The organism is Devosia sp. ZW T5_3, from assembly GCF_044987315.1.
In the GTDB taxonomy this organism is placed as follows: domain Bacteria; phylum Pseudomonadota; class Alphaproteobacteria; order Rhizobiales; family Devosiaceae; genus Devosia.
The window spans coordinates 217,553-235,204 of record NZ_JBJDRE010000006.1; the positions used below are offsets into that span (position 1 = coordinate 217,553).

General features: G+C 62.0%; 14 protein-coding genes. 4 read left to right on the plus strand and 10 right to left on the minus strand.

Going from position 1 to position 17,652, the window contains the following annotated elements; translation table 11 throughout:
• Positions 1–33 precede the first annotated feature (33 nt).
• From odhB to ACI3KW_RS10075, 10 genes are all read right to left on the minus strand, one after another.
• Positions 34–1,296, minus strand: coding sequence for a 2-oxoglutarate dehydrogenase complex dihydrolipoyllysine-residue succinyltransferase (gene odhB, locus ACI3KW_RS10030; RefSeq protein ID WP_404847946.1), 1,263 nt, complete (start codon positions 1,294–1,296; stop codon positions 34–36).
• 12 nt (positions 1,297–1,308) lie between these two features.
• Positions 1,309–4,311, minus strand: coding sequence for a 2-oxoglutarate dehydrogenase E1 component (locus tag ACI3KW_RS10035; protein ID WP_404847947.1), 3,003 nt, complete (start codon positions 4,309–4,311; stop codon positions 1,309–1,311).
• Positions 4,312–4,666: 355 nt separating this feature from the next.
• The gene (gene sucD, locus ACI3KW_RS10040; RefSeq protein ID WP_262166120.1) at positions 4,667–5,575 is read right to left on the minus strand and encodes a succinate--CoA ligase subunit alpha; all 909 of its coding nucleotides are present in this window, start codon (positions 5,573–5,575) and stop codon (positions 4,667–4,669) included.
• Between the two features lie 8 nt (positions 5,576–5,583).
• On the minus strand, positions 5,584–5,961 hold the full coding sequence (locus ACI3KW_RS10045) for a cupin domain-containing protein (RefSeq protein WP_404847948.1): 378 nt from the start codon (positions 5,959–5,961) through the stop codon (positions 5,584–5,586).
• Positions 5,958–6,476 (minus strand): hypothetical protein, encoded by a 519-nt coding sequence (locus ACI3KW_RS10050; protein WP_404847949.1) that lies wholly within the window; start codon positions 6,474–6,476, stop codon positions 5,958–5,960. Before ACI3KW_RS10050 ends, ACI3KW_RS10045 begins: the two co-directional genes overlap by 4 nt.
• Positions 6,477–6,480: 4 nt before the next feature.
• Positions 6,481–7,674, minus strand: coding sequence for an ADP-forming succinate--CoA ligase subunit beta (gene sucC / locus ACI3KW_RS10055; protein ID WP_262166115.1), 1,194 nt, complete (start codon positions 7,672–7,674; stop codon positions 6,481–6,483).
• Positions 7,675–7,811: 137 nt separating this feature from the next.
• Positions 7,812–8,774 (minus strand): malate dehydrogenase, encoded by a 963-nt coding sequence (gene mdh, locus ACI3KW_RS10060; protein WP_113124141.1) that lies wholly within the window; start codon positions 8,772–8,774, stop codon positions 7,812–7,814.
• Positions 8,775–9,084: 310 nt separating this feature from the next.
• The gene (gene zapE, locus ACI3KW_RS10065; protein ID WP_404847950.1) at positions 9,085–10,275 is read right to left on the minus strand and encodes a cell division protein ZapE; all 1,191 of its coding nucleotides are present in this window, start codon (positions 10,273–10,275) and stop codon (positions 9,085–9,087) included.
• Between the two features lie 247 nt (positions 10,276–10,522).
• Positions 10,523–11,125 (minus strand): AprI/Inh family metalloprotease inhibitor, encoded by a 603-nt coding sequence (locus ACI3KW_RS10070; protein ID WP_404847951.1) that lies wholly within the window; start codon positions 11,123–11,125, stop codon positions 10,523–10,525.
• 236 nt (positions 11,126–11,361) lie between these two features.
• A complete protein-coding gene (locus ACI3KW_RS10075; RefSeq protein WP_404847952.1) occupies positions 11,362–11,640 on the minus strand; it encodes a hypothetical protein in 279 nt (92 codons plus the stop codon).
• Positions 11,641–11,803: 163 nt separating this feature from the next.
• Between ACI3KW_RS10075 and ACI3KW_RS10080 the strand changes: the two genes are divergently transcribed.
• From ACI3KW_RS10080 to ACI3KW_RS10095, 4 genes are all read left to right on the plus strand, one after another.
• On the plus strand, positions 11,804–12,895 hold the full coding sequence (locus tag ACI3KW_RS10080; protein ID WP_262166108.1) for a microcin C ABC transporter permease YejB: 1,092 nt from the start codon (positions 11,804–11,806) through the stop codon (positions 12,893–12,895).
• Positions 12,892–14,016: an ABC transporter permease gene (locus tag ACI3KW_RS10085; RefSeq protein ID WP_404847953.1), complete on the plus strand. Its 1,125-nt coding sequence runs from the start codon at positions 12,892–12,894 to the stop codon at positions 14,014–14,016. Before ACI3KW_RS10080 ends, ACI3KW_RS10085 begins: the two co-directional genes overlap by 4 nt.
• A complete protein-coding gene (locus ACI3KW_RS10090; RefSeq protein ID WP_404847954.1) occupies positions 14,013–15,623 on the plus strand; it encodes an ABC transporter ATP-binding protein in 1,611 nt (536 codons plus the stop codon). Before ACI3KW_RS10085 ends, ACI3KW_RS10090 begins: the two co-directional genes overlap by 4 nt.
• Positions 15,624–15,699: 76 nt before the next feature.
• Positions 15,700–17,544 carry an extracellular solute-binding protein gene (locus ACI3KW_RS10095; RefSeq protein WP_404847955.1) on the plus strand — a complete coding sequence of 615 codons (1,845 nt, stop codon included), beginning with the start codon at positions 15,700–15,702 and terminating at the stop codon, positions 17,542–17,544.
• Positions 17,545–17,652 lie beyond the last annotated feature (108 nt).

A 17,652-nucleotide genomic window follows, 5' to 3' on the forward strand; every position in this document is an offset into this window, starting at 1 on the left:
CGGACCCTTACTCTCTGCATTTCAATAAGGCGATTAGAGGTCGAGCACCAGACGCTCGGGTGCCTCAAGGCTTTCCTTGACGCGCACGAGGAAGGTCACGGCTTCCTTGCCGTCAACCACGCGGTGATCATAGGACAGCGCCAGATACATCATCGGGCGGATGACGACCTGGCCGCCAACCACGACCGGACGTTCCTGGATCTTGTGCATGCCCAGAATACCCGACTGCGGGGCATTGAGGATAGGTGTCGACATCAGCGAGCCATAGACACCACCATTGGAGATGGTGAAGGTGCCGCCCTGCATGTCAGCCATCGAGAGCTGACCGTCGCGAGCCTTCTTGCCCAGATTGCCGATTTCCTTCTCGATCTCGGCAATGCTCATCTGGTCGGCATTGCGCACCACCGGCACGACAAGACCCTTGTCGGTGCCGACGGCGACGCCGATATGGGCGTAGTTCTTGTAGATCAGGTCATCGCCATCGATCTCGGCATTGACCGCCGGGATCTCCTTGAGCGCGTGCACGACTGCCTTGGTGAAGAAGCCCATGAAGCCCAGCTTAACGCCATGCTTCTTCTCGAACAGCTCCTTGTAGGAATTACGCAGGTCCATCACCGGCTTCATGTCCACCTCGTTGAAGGTGGTGAGCATGGCGGCAGTGTTCTGTGCATCCTTGAGGCGGCGCGCAATGGTCTGGCGCAGCCGGGTCATCTTGATCCGCTCTTCCTTGGCGGCGTCGTCCGCGGCAACTGGAGCGCGGGGCGCGGCCGGTGCCTTGGCTTCGACAGCCTTGGCCGCAGGCGCGGCGGCTGGCTTGGCGATGGCAGCCAGCACATCTTCCTTGAGCACCTGGCCGCGCTTGCCCGAACCATCGATCTCGGAGCCGTTAAGGCCCTTCTCGTTGATCAGCTTCTGCGCGGAGGGGGCGGGCGGCATGCTGGTCGCGGCCGCAGGTTCCGGCTTGACCGGCTCGGGACCGGCCGCATTGGCGGCTGGCACTTCGGCCTTGGCTTCAGCGGGCTTAGGCGCCTCGGCCGGCTTGGGCGTAACAACTGCCCCGGCCCCACCAATGGCGCCGAGCAATGCGCCCACATCCACCGTCTCGCCCGGCTGGGCGGAAATGGCTTCGAGCACGCCGGCAGCGGGCGCCGGCACTTCGATGGTGACCTTGTCGGTTTCCAGCTCGACCAATGGTTCGTCGGCGGCAACGCTGTCGCCAACCTGCTTGAACCACTGGCCGATCGTGGCCTCGGTCACGCTTTCGCCCAGGGTCGGTACGCGGATTTCTGTCGACATTATTGTGTCCTTTTAGCTGCCAAGGGCTTCGTCGAGGAAGGCCTGCAATTGGGCAAGATGGGTCCGCATCAGACCCGTAGCAGTGGAGGCGGAAGCCGGGCGGCCGGTATAGCGCACGCGCTGGCCGGTACGGCCCATCTGGTCGAACACCCATTCCACATAGGGCTGGATGAAGGCCCAGGCACCCATATTCTTGGGCTCTTCCTGGCACCAGATGATCTCGGCATTCTGGAAGCGGCTCAATTCGTCCAGCAGCGCCTTGGCCGGGAACGGATAGAGCTGTTCGATGCGCAGCAGATAGACATCGTCGATGCCCTTCTTCTCGCGATCTTCCAAGAGGTCATAATAGACCTTGCCGGTGCACAGCACGACGCGGCGGATCTGATCGTCGCTCTTGAGCTTAATCGAGGTCTTGGGGGCGCCGGGGGCTTCCGCATCGTCCCAGAGCAGGCGATGGAAGCAGGAATCCGGACCCATTTCGACCAGGCCCGAAGTGGCACGCTTGTGGCGCAGCAGGCTCTTGGGCGTCATCAGGATCAGCGGCTTGCGGAAGTCGCGGGTCACCTGGCGGCGCAGGGCATGGAAATAGTTCGCCGGCGTCGTGCAGTTGGCAACCTGCATATTGTCTTCGGCGCACAGCTGCAGGAAGCGCTCGGGACGGGCGGAGGAATGCTCCGGCCCCTGCCCTTCATAGCCATGCGGCAACAGCATCACGAGGCCCGACATGCGGAACCACTTGCGCTCACCCGAGGAGATGAACTGGTCGATCACCACCTGGGCGCCGTTGACGAAGTCACCGAACTGGGCTTCCCAGATGGTCAGCGCCTTGGGCTCGGCCAGCGAGTAACCGTATTCAAAGCCCAGCACCGCTTCTTCCGAGAGCATCGAATTGATGACCTCGTAGCGGCTCTGGTCTTCGGCGAGGTTATTGAGCGGGGTATAGGTCTTGTTGTCGACCTGCTGGTCGTTCAGCACCGAATGCCGCTGGCTGAACGTGCCGCGCTCGACATCCTGCCCCGACAGGCGCACCGGGTGCCCTTCGGTGACCAGCGTGCCGAGCGCCAAAGCTTCCGCCGTTGCCCAATCGATGCCTTCGCCCGATTCAATGGCGGCGAGCCGATTGTCCATGAACTTCTTGACCGTGCGGTGCACGTTGAAGCCCTCGGGCACGCGGGTCAGCGCGGTGCCGATCTTGACCAGTCGGTCGATCTCGACGCCGGTGTCGCCACGGCGCGGGCCTTCCTGGTCGGCGGGGCGGAAATCCTTCCACACGCCATCGAGCCAGTCGGCCTTGTTCGGACGATAATCCTGGCCGGCTTCATATTCGGCGTCGAGCTTGGCGCGCCAATCGGCCTTGAGCTTGTCGACATCAGCCTGGGTCAGCAGGCCTTCGCCCACCAGCTTGGCCGCATAGATATCCAGCGTCGACTTATGCGCGCGGATCTTGGAATACATCAGCGGCTGGGTGAAGCTGGGCTCGTCGCCTTCGTTATGGCCGAAGCGGCGATAGCAGAACATGTCGATGACGACCGGCTTGGCGAATTTCTGCCGGTATTCGACGGCGATCTTGGCGGCAAAGACCACAGCTTCCGGGTCATCCCCGTTCACATGCAGCACCGGCGCCTCGATCATCTTGGCGACATCGGTCGGATAGGGCGAGGAGCGCGAATACATCGGCGCCGTCGTGAACCCGATCTGGTTGTTGATGACGAAGTGGATCGAGCCGCCCGTGCGGTGCCCCTTGAGGCCGCTCAGCCCCAGGCATTCGGCAACCACGCCCTGGCCGGCAAAGGCCGCATCGCCGTGGATGAGCAGTGGCAGCACCATCGAGCGGTCGGGCTTGCCGTCCGTCGCGATGTTGATCAGCTTGCCATCGGGCGCGATATGCTGGTCCTGCTTGGCGCGCGCCTTGCCCAGCACCACCGGATCGACGATCTCGAGATGGGAGGGATTGGCGGTCAGCGACAGGTGAACCTTGTTGCCGTCGAAGTCGCGGTCGGATGAAGCGCCCAGATGGTACTTCACGTCCCCCGAACCCTCGACGTCGTCGGGGTAGAAGGCGCCGCCCTTGAACTCGTGGAACAGCGCGCGATGCGGCTTTTGTAGCACCTGCGTCAGCACGTTGAGGCGCCCGCGGTGAGCCATGCCCAGCACGATGTCCTTGATGCCCAGCGCGCCGCCGCGCTTGATGATCTGCTCGAGCGCCGGGATCGTGGCTTCCGAACCATCAAGGCCGAAGCGCTTGGTGCCGGTATACTTGACGTCGATGAACTTCTCGAAGCCTTCGGATTCGACCAGCTTGTTGAGGATGGCCTTCTTGCCCTCGGGCGTGAAGGTGATTTCCTTGTCCGGCCCTTCGATCCGTTCCTGAATCCACTGCTTGGCTTCGGGATCGGAGATATGCATGAATTCGATGCCGAGCGTGCCGCAATAGGTGCGCTCCAGGATCGTCAGCATTTCGGGGATGGTGGCGTATTCCAGCCCCAGATAATTGTCGATGAAGATCTTGCGGCCGTAATCGGCTTCGGTGAAGCCGTAGCTCTTGGGATCGAGCTCGGGCGCCGGCTCGTCTTCCTTCATCTTGAGCGGGTCGAGATCGGCATGCAGATGCCCGCGCATGCGATAGGCGCGGATCATCATGATGGCGCGGATGGAATCGCGGGTGGCCTGCAGCACATCGGCAACGCTGGCCTTGGCCACGCCCATGGCCTCGGCCTTCTTGGCGATGGCCTTTTCGGTCTTGATGGCGACTTCGCCCCAATTGCCGTCCAGCGCGCTGACCAGTTCGCCATTGGCGCTCTGCGGCCAGTCCTTACGGCCCCAGCTCGGGCCGTCGGCGCTCTTGTGCGCGTCGCTGTCATTATCATCGAGCCGCCCGAAAAAGCTCTTCCAGGTCTCATCGACGCTGTCGGGGTCGCTCTTGAAGCGGGAATAGAGTTGTTCGATGTAGTCGGCGTTCCCACCATAGAGGAACGAGGTCAGCAAGAACGTGTCGTTCTTTTCCTGTCGTGTCATCGCTTTTTGTCGCGAGGCCCACGCCCCGCCATCCTTCTCAACGAACCGGCAAGCCGGTCTCAACGCGGTCCTCAATTTCGTGTCGGATACTGACCGCTTATCCTTAGTATCCTGTTAAGTGTAACGACCCCTGAGCAGGGCCGCGGCTCAATATTTCGTCATCCGAACCCAGCAACGGCTAGCACCATTCTGTGTCCGAAGCGCGACCGACATTGGTCGCATTCGTGAAGGGGATACCCCTCCTAGCCTCCCCCTGATAGGGGGAGGAATTGCATCGGGGCTTGCCCGCATCGCAGCCACCCACCGGCCTGTCCCTCCCCCTATCAGGGGGAGGCTAGGAGGGGGTACTCCGATCTTAGCCCTTCAGCACTTCAGCCAAGGTCCGGCCAATCCGGGCCGGCGACTTCGAGACGCGGATGCCGGCGGCTTCCATCGCCGCGATCTTGTCTTCGGCGCCGCCCTTACCGCCTGAAATTACGGCGCCAGCATGGCCCATGGTGCGACCGGCCGGTGCCGTCAGGCCCGCGATGAAGCCGGCCATCGGCTTCTTGCGGCCGCGCTTGGCTTCGTCGATCAGGAACTGGGCTGCGTCTTCCTCGGCCGAGCCACCGATTTCGCCGATCATGATGATCGACTTGGTCGCTTCGTCAGCCAGGAACATTTCGAGCATGTCGATGAACTCGGTGCCCTTGACCGGGTCGCCGCCGATGCCGACGGCGGTGGTCTGGCCAAGGCCTTCATTGGTGGTCTGGAACACTGCTTCATAAGTAAGCGTGCCCGAGCGGGAAACAATGCCCACGCTGCCCTTGGAGAAGATCGAACCCGGCATGATGCCGATCTTGCATTCTTCTGGCGTCAGCACGCCCGGGCAGTTCGGCCCGATCAGGCGCGACTTGGACTTGTCGAGCTTGGCCTTGACCCGCACCATGTCGAGCACCGGTACGCCCTCGGTGATGCACACGATCAGCGGGATTTCCGCGTCGATGGCTTCTTCGATGGCAGCAGCAGCGCCGGCTGGCGGCACATAGATGACCGAGGCATTGGCGCCGGTGCGTTCCTTGCCTTCGGCAACGGTGGCGAAAACCGGCAGGCTGGCCGAGCCATCAATGCCCGAGGTCCAGATTTCGCCGGCCTTTTTGGGATTAACCCCACCCACCATCTTGGTGCCGTAATAGGCCAAAGCCTGCTCGGTGTGGAACGTGCCGGTCTTGCCGGTCAGGCCCTGTACGAGAACCTTGGTATCTTTATTGACCAGGATGGACATGGATTTTCCTATAGTCGGTTGAGTTCGGTGACAGTGCGCGTGCTGGACGTCGCAGTGCCGGTGTTGATGGTGGTGGATGGCTCGACCATAAGCACGATCGGCTCATGGGTCAGTGCGCGCGGACGGTGTTCGACGGATTTGGGCACGACGAGGAATTCCCCCTCGCCCAATTCCACCACCCCGTCGCGGAAGTCGATGGCGATGCGGCCCTGGAGCACGAGAAAACCCTCGTCCTCATTGGCATGGGCATGCCAGTCAAACACCTCGCCAAACTTGGCGATCTTGACCTGGCTGTCGTTGATATCGCCGGCAATATGGGGCTGCCAGACACCCTTGATCGTGTCGGTGGCGGCCTGCACCAGATTGATCTTGCGGGGTACACTCATGGCACAACCGCGTCTGTCTGCGGCTTGATCACCGTCAACTGGATCACGAAGCTGGTTTCGCTGTGATGGGCCAGCAGCAGGGTGTCGGGATCATCCGCGCCGGTAAAGCTGCCGAACATGCCGTCGTCATTCTTGGTCGTCATGCCCTCATAACGCTCGAGCGCGTCGATGGGCTCGATCTCGGCAACGGCATCCCCGGTCGGCTCGGAGACGTCGACCCGGCAATAGCCAAAAATCTTGCCGGGATAGCCCTCGACCAGCACGGTCATTTCGGCATAGCCAATGCCGGGCACATCCTTTTCGCCCGAATAGAACCGGACATAGGGGCTTTCGCCGTCCTCTTCATAGATGGTCCAGCCCTGCTCTTCGGCATTTTCGCGTGCCAGCACATTATCGGTGGCAAAGGCCTCGCAAACTTCGAGGACCTGCACCGATTGGGGCACCTTGGTCTTGCCCTGGGCGACGGCGGGCGTCGCGCAGGCCAAGAGGAGCAAAAGGGCGGGACACCAGCGCATGGCGCTAGCCCTGCACCGCCTTGACGATCTTCTGGGCGGCGTCATCCAGGTCATCGGCCGAAATCACGTTCAGACCCGACTCGTTGAGGATGGCCTTGCCTTCCTTCACATTGGTGCCTTCGAGGCGAACCACCAGCGGAACCTGCAGGCCCACTTCCTTGACCGCAGCGATCACGCCTTCGGCGATCACGTCGCAGCGCATGATGCCGCCGAAGATGTTGACCAGAATGCCCTTCACCGCCGGATCGGCCGTGATGATCTTGAACGCTGCCGTCACCTTCTCCTTGGAAGCACCGCCACCAACGTCGAGGAAGTTTGCCGGCTCAGCGCCATAGAGCTTGATGATGTCCATGGTGGACATGGCAAGGCCGGCACCATTGACCATGCAGCCGATATTGCCGTCCAGCGCCACATAGGCGAGGTCGAACTTGCTGGCTTCGATTTCCTTGGCGTCTTCTTCGGAAAGGTCGCGCAGGGCCTTCAGCTCTTCATGGCGGAAGGCGGCATTGTTGTCGAAGCTCACCTTGGCGTCGAGCACGCGCAGATGGCCATCGGTCATCACGATCAGCGGGTTGACTTCGAGCAGGCTCATGTCGGTATCGACAAAGGCCTTGTAGAGGATCGGGAACAGCTTGGCAGCATCTGCCTTGGCGTCGCCATCGAGCTTGAGCGTCGCAACGATCTCGGCAATGTTGGCTTCGGTCACGCCGGTCGTCGGGTCGATATCGACGGCGACGATCTTTTCGGGCGTATCATGCGCCACCGCTTCGATATCCATGCCGCCTTCGGTGGAGATCACGAAGGAGACGCGGCCGGTGGTGCGATCGACCAGCAGCGAGGTGTAAAGCTCGCGGGCAATGTCGGCGCCGTCTTCGATATAGAGGCGATTGACCTGCTTGCCGGCGTCGCCGGTCTGCTTGGTCACCAGCGTATTGCCCAGCATTTCCTTGGAGAAGGCCACGACATCGTCGATGGTCTTGGCGAGGCGCACGCCGCCCTTGGCATCGGGGCCCAGTTCCTTGAACTTGCCCTTGCCACGCCCGCCGGCATGGATCTGGCTCTTGACCACATAGAGCGGACCCGGCAGCGACTTGGCAGCGGCCTCGGCTTCGTCAGCCGAAAAGATCGCCACGCCCGCAGCAACCGGCGCGCCGTAGGACTTCAGCAGCTCTTTGGCCTGGTGTTCATGGATGTTCATTCGTGTTCCCCTTGGATGGGCAAATCTGGTCTGGCGCCACCCCGGTTACACCACCGGGCCATTCCCGACAAAGCGGGAACCTATGTTTTAGACACCAGAAACGGAGGTCCCCGCTTTCGCGGGGATGACGTTGTTGATTAGGCGAGCTTCGGTGCGATCTTCTTGCACGCTTCGATCAGACCTTCCACCGCACCAACCGATTTGGTGAAGGCCTTCTGTTCAGCAGAGTTCAGTGAAATTTCGATGACCTTTTCAGCGCCACCGGCACCGATCACCACCGGCACGCCGACATAAGTGCCCTTGATGCCATATTCGCCATTGAGATAGGCGGCAGACGGCAGCACGCGCTTCTTGTCCTTGAGATAGCTCTCAGCCATCGCAATGGCCGATGCGGCCGGCGCATAGAAAGCCGAACCGGTCTTGAGCAGGCCGACGATCTCGGCGCCGCCATCGCGGGTGCGCTGGGTGATGGAGTCGAGCTTTTCCTTGCTCATCCAGCCCATCTTGACGATGTCGGTTAGCGGAATGCCGGCAACGGTCGAATAGCGCGCCAGCGGCACCATCGTGTCGCCATGGCCGCCCAGCACGAAGGCATTGACGTCCTCGACCGACACATTGAGCTCTTCGGCGATGAAGTGCACGAAACGCGAGCTATCCAGCACGCCGGCCATGCCGATCACCTTATTGGTGGGCAGGCCGGAGAACTTCTGCAGCGCCCACACCATCGCATCGAGCGGGTTGGTGATGCAGATAACGAAAGCGTCCTTGGCATATTTGGCAATGCCCGCGCCCACCTGCTCCATCACCTTGAGGTTGATTTCGAGCAGGTCGTCGCGGCTCATGCCGGGCTTGCGCGGCACGCCGGCGGTGACGATCACCACATCGGCGCCAGCAATGTCCTTGTATTCGCTGGTACCGGCCAGCTTGACGTCAAAGCCCTGTGCGGGCGCAGACTGGGCGATATCGAGCGCCTTGCCGGGGCCGACGCCGTCGACCACGTCGAACAGCACAACATCCCCCAGCTCCTTCTGCGCCGCCAGCAGAGCCAGCGTACCACCGATCTGACCCGAGCCGATAAGAGCGATTTTCTTGCGCGCCATTAGTCCTCATCCCAGACTGCGTTGAATTGGCGCACCTCTTAACCCCCTGGGCTTTGAGGGGCAAGTGAACCCTTCGTCTAAACTCCGATTTCAGCCTTGCTCATGGGCGATGGGGTCGTGCCGGATGGGCAAGGAAGGTTTTTGGGGGGCGGGAGGGAGCGAGATGCATCCTTATCCACTGTTTCTCCCTCGGGCTTGACCCGAGGGCCATTCGTCGCTTGTGCCGGATTGCGGGAGGCCCTCGGGTCAAGCCCGAGGGAGAACCGGTGGGAAAGCGGACATCAAGCGCCATTCATGGCGTCGACCACCCTCAAGGGGCGAGGGAAGGCTCCGCGCTCGCGGCATCGCGTAGCGCCTTGCCCAGATATTCCTCCGACTGCATCTCATCGAGCCGCGACACCGTGCGTTGGAACTCGAAGGCCGTCTTGTCGTCCTTGCCCAATTGCTCGAGCGGCACGGCGAAGCTGGCGCCCAGCTTGACGCCGCGGTCGTAGAGATTGTCGATCAACAGGATGAAGCGCTTGGCCGCACTGGATTTGGTGCGGTCCATCTGCGGCACGCCATCGATGATGATGGAATCGAAATGATGGGCGATGCGCACGAAATCGCGCGAGCCCAGCGGCTTTTCGCATAAATCGGCAAAGCCGAACCGCGCCGCACCCATGGCGGTAAGCGGCACGGGGATTTCGCGCCCGATGCTCTCCACTATGCCCGGCTCGCCGGCAACGCCGCCGGTGATGCGCAGCCAGAGCTGGTCCATCGCCGCCTTTGCCTCGGGTCCCGTGCCGAAGGCATAGACATGCTGGCCGGCGAATTTGAGCCGCCGATAATCGCGCGCCGCCGGCAAAGCCGCGACCGTGACCTGCCGCTTGAGCAGATCGATAAACGGCAAAAACAGCTGCCGGTTGAGGCCGTCCTTGTAGAGCTCGTCGGGCTCTACGTTGGAGGTCGCCACCAGCGTCACGCCATTGGCAAACAGCTTGTCGAACAGGCGATAGAGCAGCATGGCATTGGTGATGTCATGCACGTGGAATTCATCGAGGCACAGCAGCCGCAGCCCGGATTTGACGATGGGCTTGACCACCGCCTCGACCGGATCGGCATCATCGCTTTTGCTTTTGGGCGATTTGCGGAAGGCGGCGATGCCAGCATGGATCTCGTCCATGAATTCATGGAAATGCACCCGCCGCTTCTGCTTGAGCGGCACGGCGGCAAAGAACAAATCCATCAGCATGGTCTTGCCCCGCCCCACCTCGCCATAGAGGTAGAGCCCCTTGACCGGCTCGGGCTTGTCAAACAGCCGCCCCAGCAAGCCCTTGGGCTTTTCCGCCAGGAGACCCGCCGCCACGCCATCAAGCAGTTCCGCCGCCTCCAGTTGCGCCGGATCGGCGGACAACGCCCCCCGCGCCGCCAGGTCTGCATAGGCAGCACTGACGGAGCCTTGGAGGGTGGGGGTTTTGCGGGATTTGGGCAATTCGACTGCCAATTCTACGGTCTTCACAAACTGTTTGCCTGTGGAGGATTCAGAACCCCCACCCTCAATCCCTCCCCTCAAGGGGGAGGGAGGTCAGCTTTTTCGCATATGCGAAAAAGCGGGGATCGTGGCTCGCGAAATTCAGTTGTGGTCGTCTTTGGGTCAGGCTGAGCCGAAAGGTGCGTGCCGCGAGAACCGGAGCGGAACGTACATCAGTACGTGAGCACCGGAAGCGCAGCGGCATGCAGCTTGCAGGCCAGCCTCACCCAAAGAACTAGCGCTGGAGGGCGATGGGCTGACCGCCGCCCATGGTCCCGATATAGCGGCCGCCATTGGGGGCGAGGAAGGCGGTGATATTGCCATTCTCATCATAGAGCTGAAGCTGGCTGCCCACCTGCTGCCAGCCGCCGACCGAAGCCAGGGCGGGCAGGCTGCAACCAGGCGCGGAGGCGCGGTAATAATTGGTGCCGGTCTTGGTGGTGAGCGGCAGGTTGAGCTGGCACTGGGTCGAGCCGGCCACCACGGTCCAGGCGCCTTCAGGGCCGGCGCTCATGCCGCTGGCGCCGGGCTGGGCCAGCGGATCGAGCGAAACGATCGAACCGCCCGGATTGGCCGACGGGTTCAGCGTGCTTGGCGCGGTGCCATAGCTGGGATTGATCATGCCGGGGTTTACCGCAGCGGTCTGGGCGGGAACGCCGCCCAGCACGGGCTGGCCGGAGAGGCCCGGCGCCGGGGTCCCGGTCGCGCCGATCGCCGGCAGCGTGCCCTGGGACACCGTCGAATTCTGCACCGGCTGCAATTGCTGGGGCGCGCCGATCGTATTGAGATTGGCTGTGTTGGAGCCACTTGTCGTGCAGCCGGCGACTAGCAGCGCCATTGCCGCAACTCCAGCGGCGGTGAACGATCCACGCTTCCAAACCATCATAGGTTCGCTCCTGCCCAAGGGCTTAATAAAGGTTAACAGCTTGGCTGGCTTATAACCAACCCGGCAATTGTGTTCAACAGCCCGCCCGCATTCGGACCAGTCCGCATCAATGTGGCCGATTTAGAGCGCCGCGATAAAACGCGCCACCTGTTTTCCGACAAATCCACCGTCCTCGCAAGGACTTGGCTTTAGCCCGCATCCGATTGCATTTGCTTCAACAGATCGAGCGCCAAAACAGTTGCATCCTCGGCCTCTTCATCGGGTACCTGCACCGGCACGCCCTTGGGGCCGAACAGCCCACGTACGCCCGGCAATCCGCCCTCCCCGCCTTCGAGCGGATGAAAGCCATGCGCCTTGAGCGCCACCACCAGCACCCGCGCCTGCGAGGGATCTTCGATCTCAACGATAGTCTGAAACGCCATGAGGCCCCCGATCTGGTTGGCGCTGATCCTGACGGGCAAAGCCATGCGTTGGCAAGCCCGGGCGCGCTTGCCAAGCCGTCGCCAAAATGTTGCATTAGCCGCCAAGCCGCTTCACCGCTTGGTGATTTGCCCGAAGGGGCCCAACCAGCATCTAGTTTTTGCATGAGCAAGGCTCCGGGCAGACCTGCCCGGATATCCCGGAGACCGAATGGGCGCCTATATACTCCGCCGCCTGTTGCTGATGATCCCGACCGTGTTCGGCATCATGGCGGTTTCCTTTCTCATCACCCAGTTCGCCCCCGGCGGCCCGGTCGAACAGGCGCTGGCCAATATATCGGGGCAGAACGCCTCGCTCACCGAACGCGTCACCGGCGGCGGTGGCGACATGGCCGCGCCGCCCCAGCAGGGCCAGGGAACGGCCTATCGCGGTTCACGCGGCCTCTCGCCGGAGCTGGTCGAGCGCATCGAAAAGCAGTTCGGCTTCGATAAGCCCCCGCTCGAGCGCTTCGGCATGATGCTGTGGAATTATCTCCGCTTCGATTTCGGCGAGAGCTATTACCGCGATATCTCGGTCATCGACCTGATCAAGGAAAAGATGCCGGTTTCCATCTCGCTCGGCCTCTGGATGACGCTGATTTCCTACGGCATCTCCATTCCGCTGGGCATCCGCAAAGCCGTCTCCGATGGCTCGCGCTTTGATGTGTGGACCTCCACGGTGATCATCGTGGGCTATGCGGTGCCCGGTTTTCTCGTCGCTATCGCGCTGGTCGTGCTGTTTGCTGGGGGGAGCTTCTGGTCATTATTCCCGCTGCGGGGACTTACCTCGCCCGGCTTTGACAGCTTTCCGCTGTGGCGGCAGGTGCTGGATTATCTCTGGCATCTGGTGCTGCCCATCATCGCCATGGCGCTCGGCGCCTTCGCCACCACGACCCTGCTCACCAAGAACTCGTTCCTCGACGAGATCGGCAAGCAATATGTCACCACCGCCCGCGCCAAGGGCCTCACCGAAGGCCAGGTGCTCTATCGGCACGTTTTCCGCAACGCCATGATGCTGATTATTGCCAGCTTTCCCGGCGCCTTTGTCGGGGCCTTCTTTGGCGGCTCGCTGCTGATCGAAACCATTTTCTCGCTCGATGGGCTGGGTCTGCTCGGCTTCACCTCGGTGGCCAATCGCGACTATCCGGTGGTCTTTGCCACGCTCTACATCTTCTCCCTGCTGGGCCTCGTCATCGCGCTGATTTCGGACCTCGCCTATATGTGGGTCGATCCGCGCATCGATTTCGAAAGCCGCGAGCTATGAGCGAGATCGCGGCTCTTCCCGTGCGCACACGGCTCTCGTCGATCAATCGCCGGCGGCTGGCCAATTTCCGCGCCAATCGCCGGGGCTTCTGGTCGCTGTGGATTTTCCTCGTGCTGTTCATCGTCACGCTGGGCGCCGAATTCATCGCCAATGACCGGCCGATTCTGGTCTCCTACAAGGGTGAATTGCTGGTGCCGGCGCTGGTCGATTATCCCGAGTCCAAATTCGGCGGCTTCCTCGCCATCACCAACTATCGCGACGATTTCATCGCCGAGGAAATCGCCGCCAACGGCTGGGCCATCTGGCCGCCCATCCGCTTCAATTACCAGACCGTCGATGGCTTCCTGCCCCATTCGGGCGCCGTCGCCCCGGCCTGGACCATGAGCCAGGCGGAAAACTGCGCCGGCTATCCCGCCCAGGCGGCCGATCCCAATTGCCACTGGGGCAACCTGCATTGGTTAGGCACCGACGATCGCGGCCGCGACGTGCTGGCGCGGCTCATCTATGGTTTCCGCATCTCAATCCTGTTCGGCCTGGCGCTGACCATCGCTTCGTCGGTCATCGGCGTCGCGGCCGGCGCGGTGCAGGGCTATTTCGGCGGCTGGACCGATTTGTTGTTCCAGCGCTTCATCGAAATCTGGACGGCTATCCCCGCCCTCTACCTATTGCTGATCATTTCCAGCGTCATCACGCCCAGCTTCTGGGTGTTGCTGGGCATATTGCTGCTGTTTTCCTGGGTCGCTTTGGTCGGCATTGTCCGCGCCGAATTCCTGCGCGCCCGCAATTTCGAATATATCGCCGCCGCCCGGGCGCTGGGCGTGTCCAACCTCACCATCATCTGGCGGCACCTGCTGCCCAACGCCATGGTGGCCACGCTGACCTTCATGCCCTTCATCCTGTCCGGCTCGGTCGCCACCCTCACCTCGCTCGATTTCCTCGGCTTCGGCCTGCCCCCCGGCTCTCCCTCGCTGGGCGAACTGCTGGCCCAGGGCAAGGATAATTTGCAGGCCCCCTGGCTCGGCCTCACCGGCTTTTTCACCATCGCCATCATGATGACGCTGCTGGTCTTCATCGGCGAAGCCGTGCGCGACGCCTTCGATCCGCGGAAGACGCTGGCATGACCGCCCCGCTCCTCTCTATCCGCAATCTCAGCGTGGCCTTCGGCGCCAATGCGGCCGCACGCAATGTCAGCCTTGATATCGCGCCGGGCGAGACCGTGGCGCTGGTGGGCGAAAGCGGCTCCGGCAAGTCGGTCACCGCCCTTTCGGTCCTCAAACTCCTGCCGCCCAGTGCGACCCTCACCGGCGAGATCCTCTTCAAGGGCCAGAACCTGGTCACCGCCAAGCCGAATGAGCTGCGGGCCGTGCGCGGCAATGACATTTCGATGATCTTTCAGGAGCCGATGACGAGCCTCAATCCCGTGCACAATATCGAGCGCCAGATTGGGGAGGTCCTCGCCATCCATCAGGGGCTGCGCGCCAATGCTGCGCGCGCCCGTACGCTGGAATTGCTTGATGCCGTGGGCATTCCCGATCCGAAAAGCCGGCTTGCGGCTTTCCCGCACCAGCTTTCGGGCGGGCAGCGGCAGCGGGTGATGATCGCCATGGCGCTGGCCAATGAGCCGGACCTGCTGGTGGCGGACGAGCCCACTACCGCGCTGGACGTGACCGTGCAGGCGCAGATTCTTACTTTGCTCAAGGAGTTGCAACAGCGGCTGGGCATGGCCATGCTGTTCATCACCCACGATCTGGGCATTGTCCGCCGCATTGCCGATCGTGTCTGCGTCATGACCAAGGGCGAGATCGTCGAAACCGGCCCCGTCGCCAGCGTCTTCGACAATCCGCAGCACGCCTATACCAAGCACCTGCTCGCCGCCCAGCCGCGTGGCACGCCGCCGCTGACCGATGCGAATGCCCCCAATATTGTGGAAGCCCACGACCTGAAGGTCTGGTTCCCGATCAAGCGCGGCCTGCTGCGCCGCACAGTGGGGCATGTCAAAGCCGTGGACGGCGTCGATCTGGCCATCCGCCAAGGCGAAACGCTGGGCATTGTGGGGGAAAGCGGCTCGGGCAAATCGACGCTGGGCAATGCCATCCTACGGCTCGTCTCCTCGGAGGGGCGCATTGTCGTGCTCGGCAATGAGGTCTCGTCGCGCTCGTGGAAGGCCATGCGGCCGCTGCGCGCCGATATGCAGATCGTCTTTCAGGACCCCTTCGGCTCGCTCAGCCCGCGCATGTCGGTCGCTGATATCATCGGGGAAGGCCTCAAGGTGCATGCGCCGCGCCTTTCCGCCGCCGAGCGCGACGCCCGCGTGGCCAAAGCGCTGGACGAGGTGGGCCTGCCCAGCGAAGCGGGTCTACGCTATCCGCACGAATTTTCCGGCGGGCAGCGCCAGCGCATCGCCATTGCCCGCGCCATGGTGCTCAATCCCAAATTCGTCGTGCTGGACGAGCCCACCTCCGCCCTTGATGTTTCGATCCAGGCCCAGGTGGTCGATCTGCTGCGCGATCTGCAGACACGGCACGGGCTGACTTATCTGTTCATCAGCCACGACCTCAAAGTGGTCCGCGCGCTCGCCAATACCATCATCGTGCTGCGCAATGGCCGCGTGGTCGAACAGGGTCCGGCGGCCGAAATCTTTGCCAATCCGCAAGACGGCTATACCAAGGCCCTGCTGGCTGCCGCGTTCGAGCGGGCCGTGCCGGCTTCCGCACCCGCAAAATCTTGATGCAGCGCCCCCTGTCGCCTCCGCCCCAATCCGCCTAGTCTTGTCGCAAATCTGCAAAATAGCCTGGAGCCGCCCGATGAAGCTCACCTCAATCCTTGCCGCCGGCCTCGTCTTGGTCTCCACCCTGTCGGCCTTCGCCCAAGAGGACAAACCCGACACCTGGCTCCACGCCAGCTCGGCCATCGGCACCCCGAAATATCCCGAGGGCTTCACCCATTTCGACTATGTCAATGTCGATGCCCCCAAGGGTGGCACGGTGCGGATGAGCGCGATGGGCAGCTTTGATACGTTCAACCCCATCCTGCCCAAGGGCGAGGTCGCGGGTGGCGTCGGCCTGCTCTACGAAACGCTGATGACCCCATCCCTGGATGAGGTGTTGACCGACTATGGCCTTTTGGCCGAGGCGATGAAATTTCCCGCCGACTATTCCTCGGTCACCTTCCGCATGAATCCCGATGCGAAATGGCATGATGGCGAACCGGTCAAGGTCAGCGACGTCATCTGGTCGTTCAACAAGCTGGTGGAACTCAATCCCGACCGCGCCCAATATTATCACAATGTCACCGGCGTTGCCGAAACCGCGCCCGGGGAAGTCACTTTCACCTTCGACCAGCCGGGCAATCGGGAACTGCCCAAGATTTTGGGCCAGCTCATGGTGCTGCCCCAGCATTGGTGGGAGGGCACCGACGCCAGGGGCAAGAAACGCGACATCGGCGCTTCGACGCTGGAGCCGCCGCTGGGTTCGGGGCCCTATGAACTGGCCAGTTTCGACGCCGGCCGCACCGTCACTTATAAGCGGGTCGAAAACTATTGGGGCAAGGAGCATCCGACCCAGGTCGGCACCAATAATTTCGACGAGTACCGCGTCGAATATTTCCTCGATCTCAATGTAGCTTTCGAGGCTTTCAAGGGCGATCAGTTCGATTGGTGGATGGAAAACACGGCACGCCGCTGGGCCACCGCCTATGACTTCCCTGCCGTCAAGGACGGCCGCATCGTGCAGGAATTGTTCCCGCAGGACTACAATAGCAACGGCTATATCGTCGGCTATGTCCCCAACCAGCGCCGCGCCATCTTCCAGGATGAACGGGTGCGTGAAGCGCTCAATTATGCCTTCGACTTCGAGGAACTGAGCAAGACGCTGTTCTACGGGCAATACCAGCGCCTCAACAGTTACTTCTACGGCCTGCCTTTCGCCTCGTCGGGCCTGCCGGAAGGCGAGGAGCTGGAAATCCTGCAATCGCTGGGCGACAAGATTCCGCAGCGCGTTTTCACCGAGCCCTATACCAACCCGGTCAGCGGCGACGCGAGCAAGCTGCGCGCCAATCTGCGTACCGCATTGGGCTTGCTGCAGCAGGCCGGCTATACGCTGGAGGGCAATCGCCTGGTCGATGCCAACGGCACTCAGCTCAGCTTCGAAATCCTGCTCAACGGCCCGACCAACGAGCCGGTCGCCACCAACCTCGTCACCAATCTCAGCCAGATCGGCATCACCGCTACCCTGCGCACCGTCGATAGCCCACAATATATCAATCGCCTGCGCAGCTTCGATTACGACGTGATCTATTCTGGGTGGGGCCAAACCTTCTCCCCCGGCAATGAGCAGCGCTTCTTTTTCGGCTCGACCAGCAAGGACGAACCGGGTTCGCAGAATTATGCCGGCATTGCCGATCCGGGTGTCGACGCGCTGATCGACAAGATCATCTATGCCGATGATCGGGAAACGCTCGAAGCCGCGACCAAGGCGCTCGACCGGGTGCTGCTGGCGCAGCACAATATCGTTCCCAGCTATGGCCTGCGCAACACCCGCTCAGCCCGCTGGGATCGCTTCGGCCGCCCCGAAAACCTGCCGGAATTTTCGTCGGGGTTTCCTTCGATCTGGTGGTATGACGAAGCCAAGGCGGCGAAGGTGGGGCAGTAGTTCTTGGCGTTTGGTGACCGCGATGGTCCCACCCTCTACCGTGTCATTCCCGCGAAAGCGGGAACCTCCGTTGACGATGCAGGAAGAAAAACAGAGGTTCCCGCTTTC

Excerpts from the sequence above, each read along its gene's own strand:
- ACI3KW_RS10050 (WP_404847949.1), bottom strand. The coding sequence starts at position 6,476 with ATGCGCTGGTGTCCCGCCCTTTTGCTCCTCTTGGCCTGCGCGACGCCC.
- sucD (WP_262166120.1), bottom strand. The coding sequence starts at position 5,575 with ATGTCCATCCTGGTCAATAAAGATACCAAGGTTCTCGTACAGGGCCTG.
- ACI3KW_RS10045 (WP_404847948.1), bottom strand. The coding sequence starts at position 5,961 with ATGAGTGTACCCCGCAAGATCAATCTGGTGCAGGCCGCCACCGACACG.
- sucC (WP_262166115.1), bottom strand. The coding sequence starts at position 7,674 with ATGAACATCCATGAACACCAGGCCAAAGAGCTGCTGAAGTCCTACGGC.
- ACI3KW_RS10095 (WP_404847955.1), top strand. The coding sequence starts at position 15,700 with ATGAAGCTCACCTCAATCCTTGCCGCCGGCCTCGTCTTGGTCTCCACC.
- ACI3KW_RS10090 (WP_404847954.1), top strand. The coding sequence starts at position 14,013 with ATGACCGCCCCGCTCCTCTCTATCCGCAATCTCAGCGTGGCCTTCGGC.
- ACI3KW_RS10080 (WP_262166108.1), top strand. The coding sequence starts at position 11,804 with ATGGGCGCCTATATACTCCGCCGCCTGTTGCTGATGATCCCGACCGTG.
- ACI3KW_RS10035 (WP_404847947.1), bottom strand. The coding sequence starts at position 4,311 with ATGACACGACAGGAAAAGAACGACACGTTCTTGCTGACCTCGTTCCTC.
- ACI3KW_RS10070 (WP_404847951.1), bottom strand. The coding sequence starts at position 11,125 with ATGGCGCTGCTAGTCGCCGGCTGCACGACAAGTGGCTCCAACACAGCC.
- odhB (WP_404847946.1), bottom strand. The coding sequence starts at position 1,296 with ATGTCGACAGAAATCCGCGTACCGACCCTGGGCGAAAGCGTGACCGAG.
- ACI3KW_RS10085 (WP_404847953.1), top strand. The coding sequence starts at position 12,892 with ATGAGCGAGATCGCGGCTCTTCCCGTGCGCACACGGCTCTCGTCGATC.
- mdh (WP_113124141.1), bottom strand. The coding sequence starts at position 8,774 with ATGGCGCGCAAGAAAATCGCTCTTATCGGCTCGGGTCAGATCGGTGGT.
- ACI3KW_RS10075 (WP_404847952.1), bottom strand. The coding sequence starts at position 11,640 with ATGGCTTTGCCCGTCAGGATCAGCGCCAACCAGATCGGGGGCCTCATG.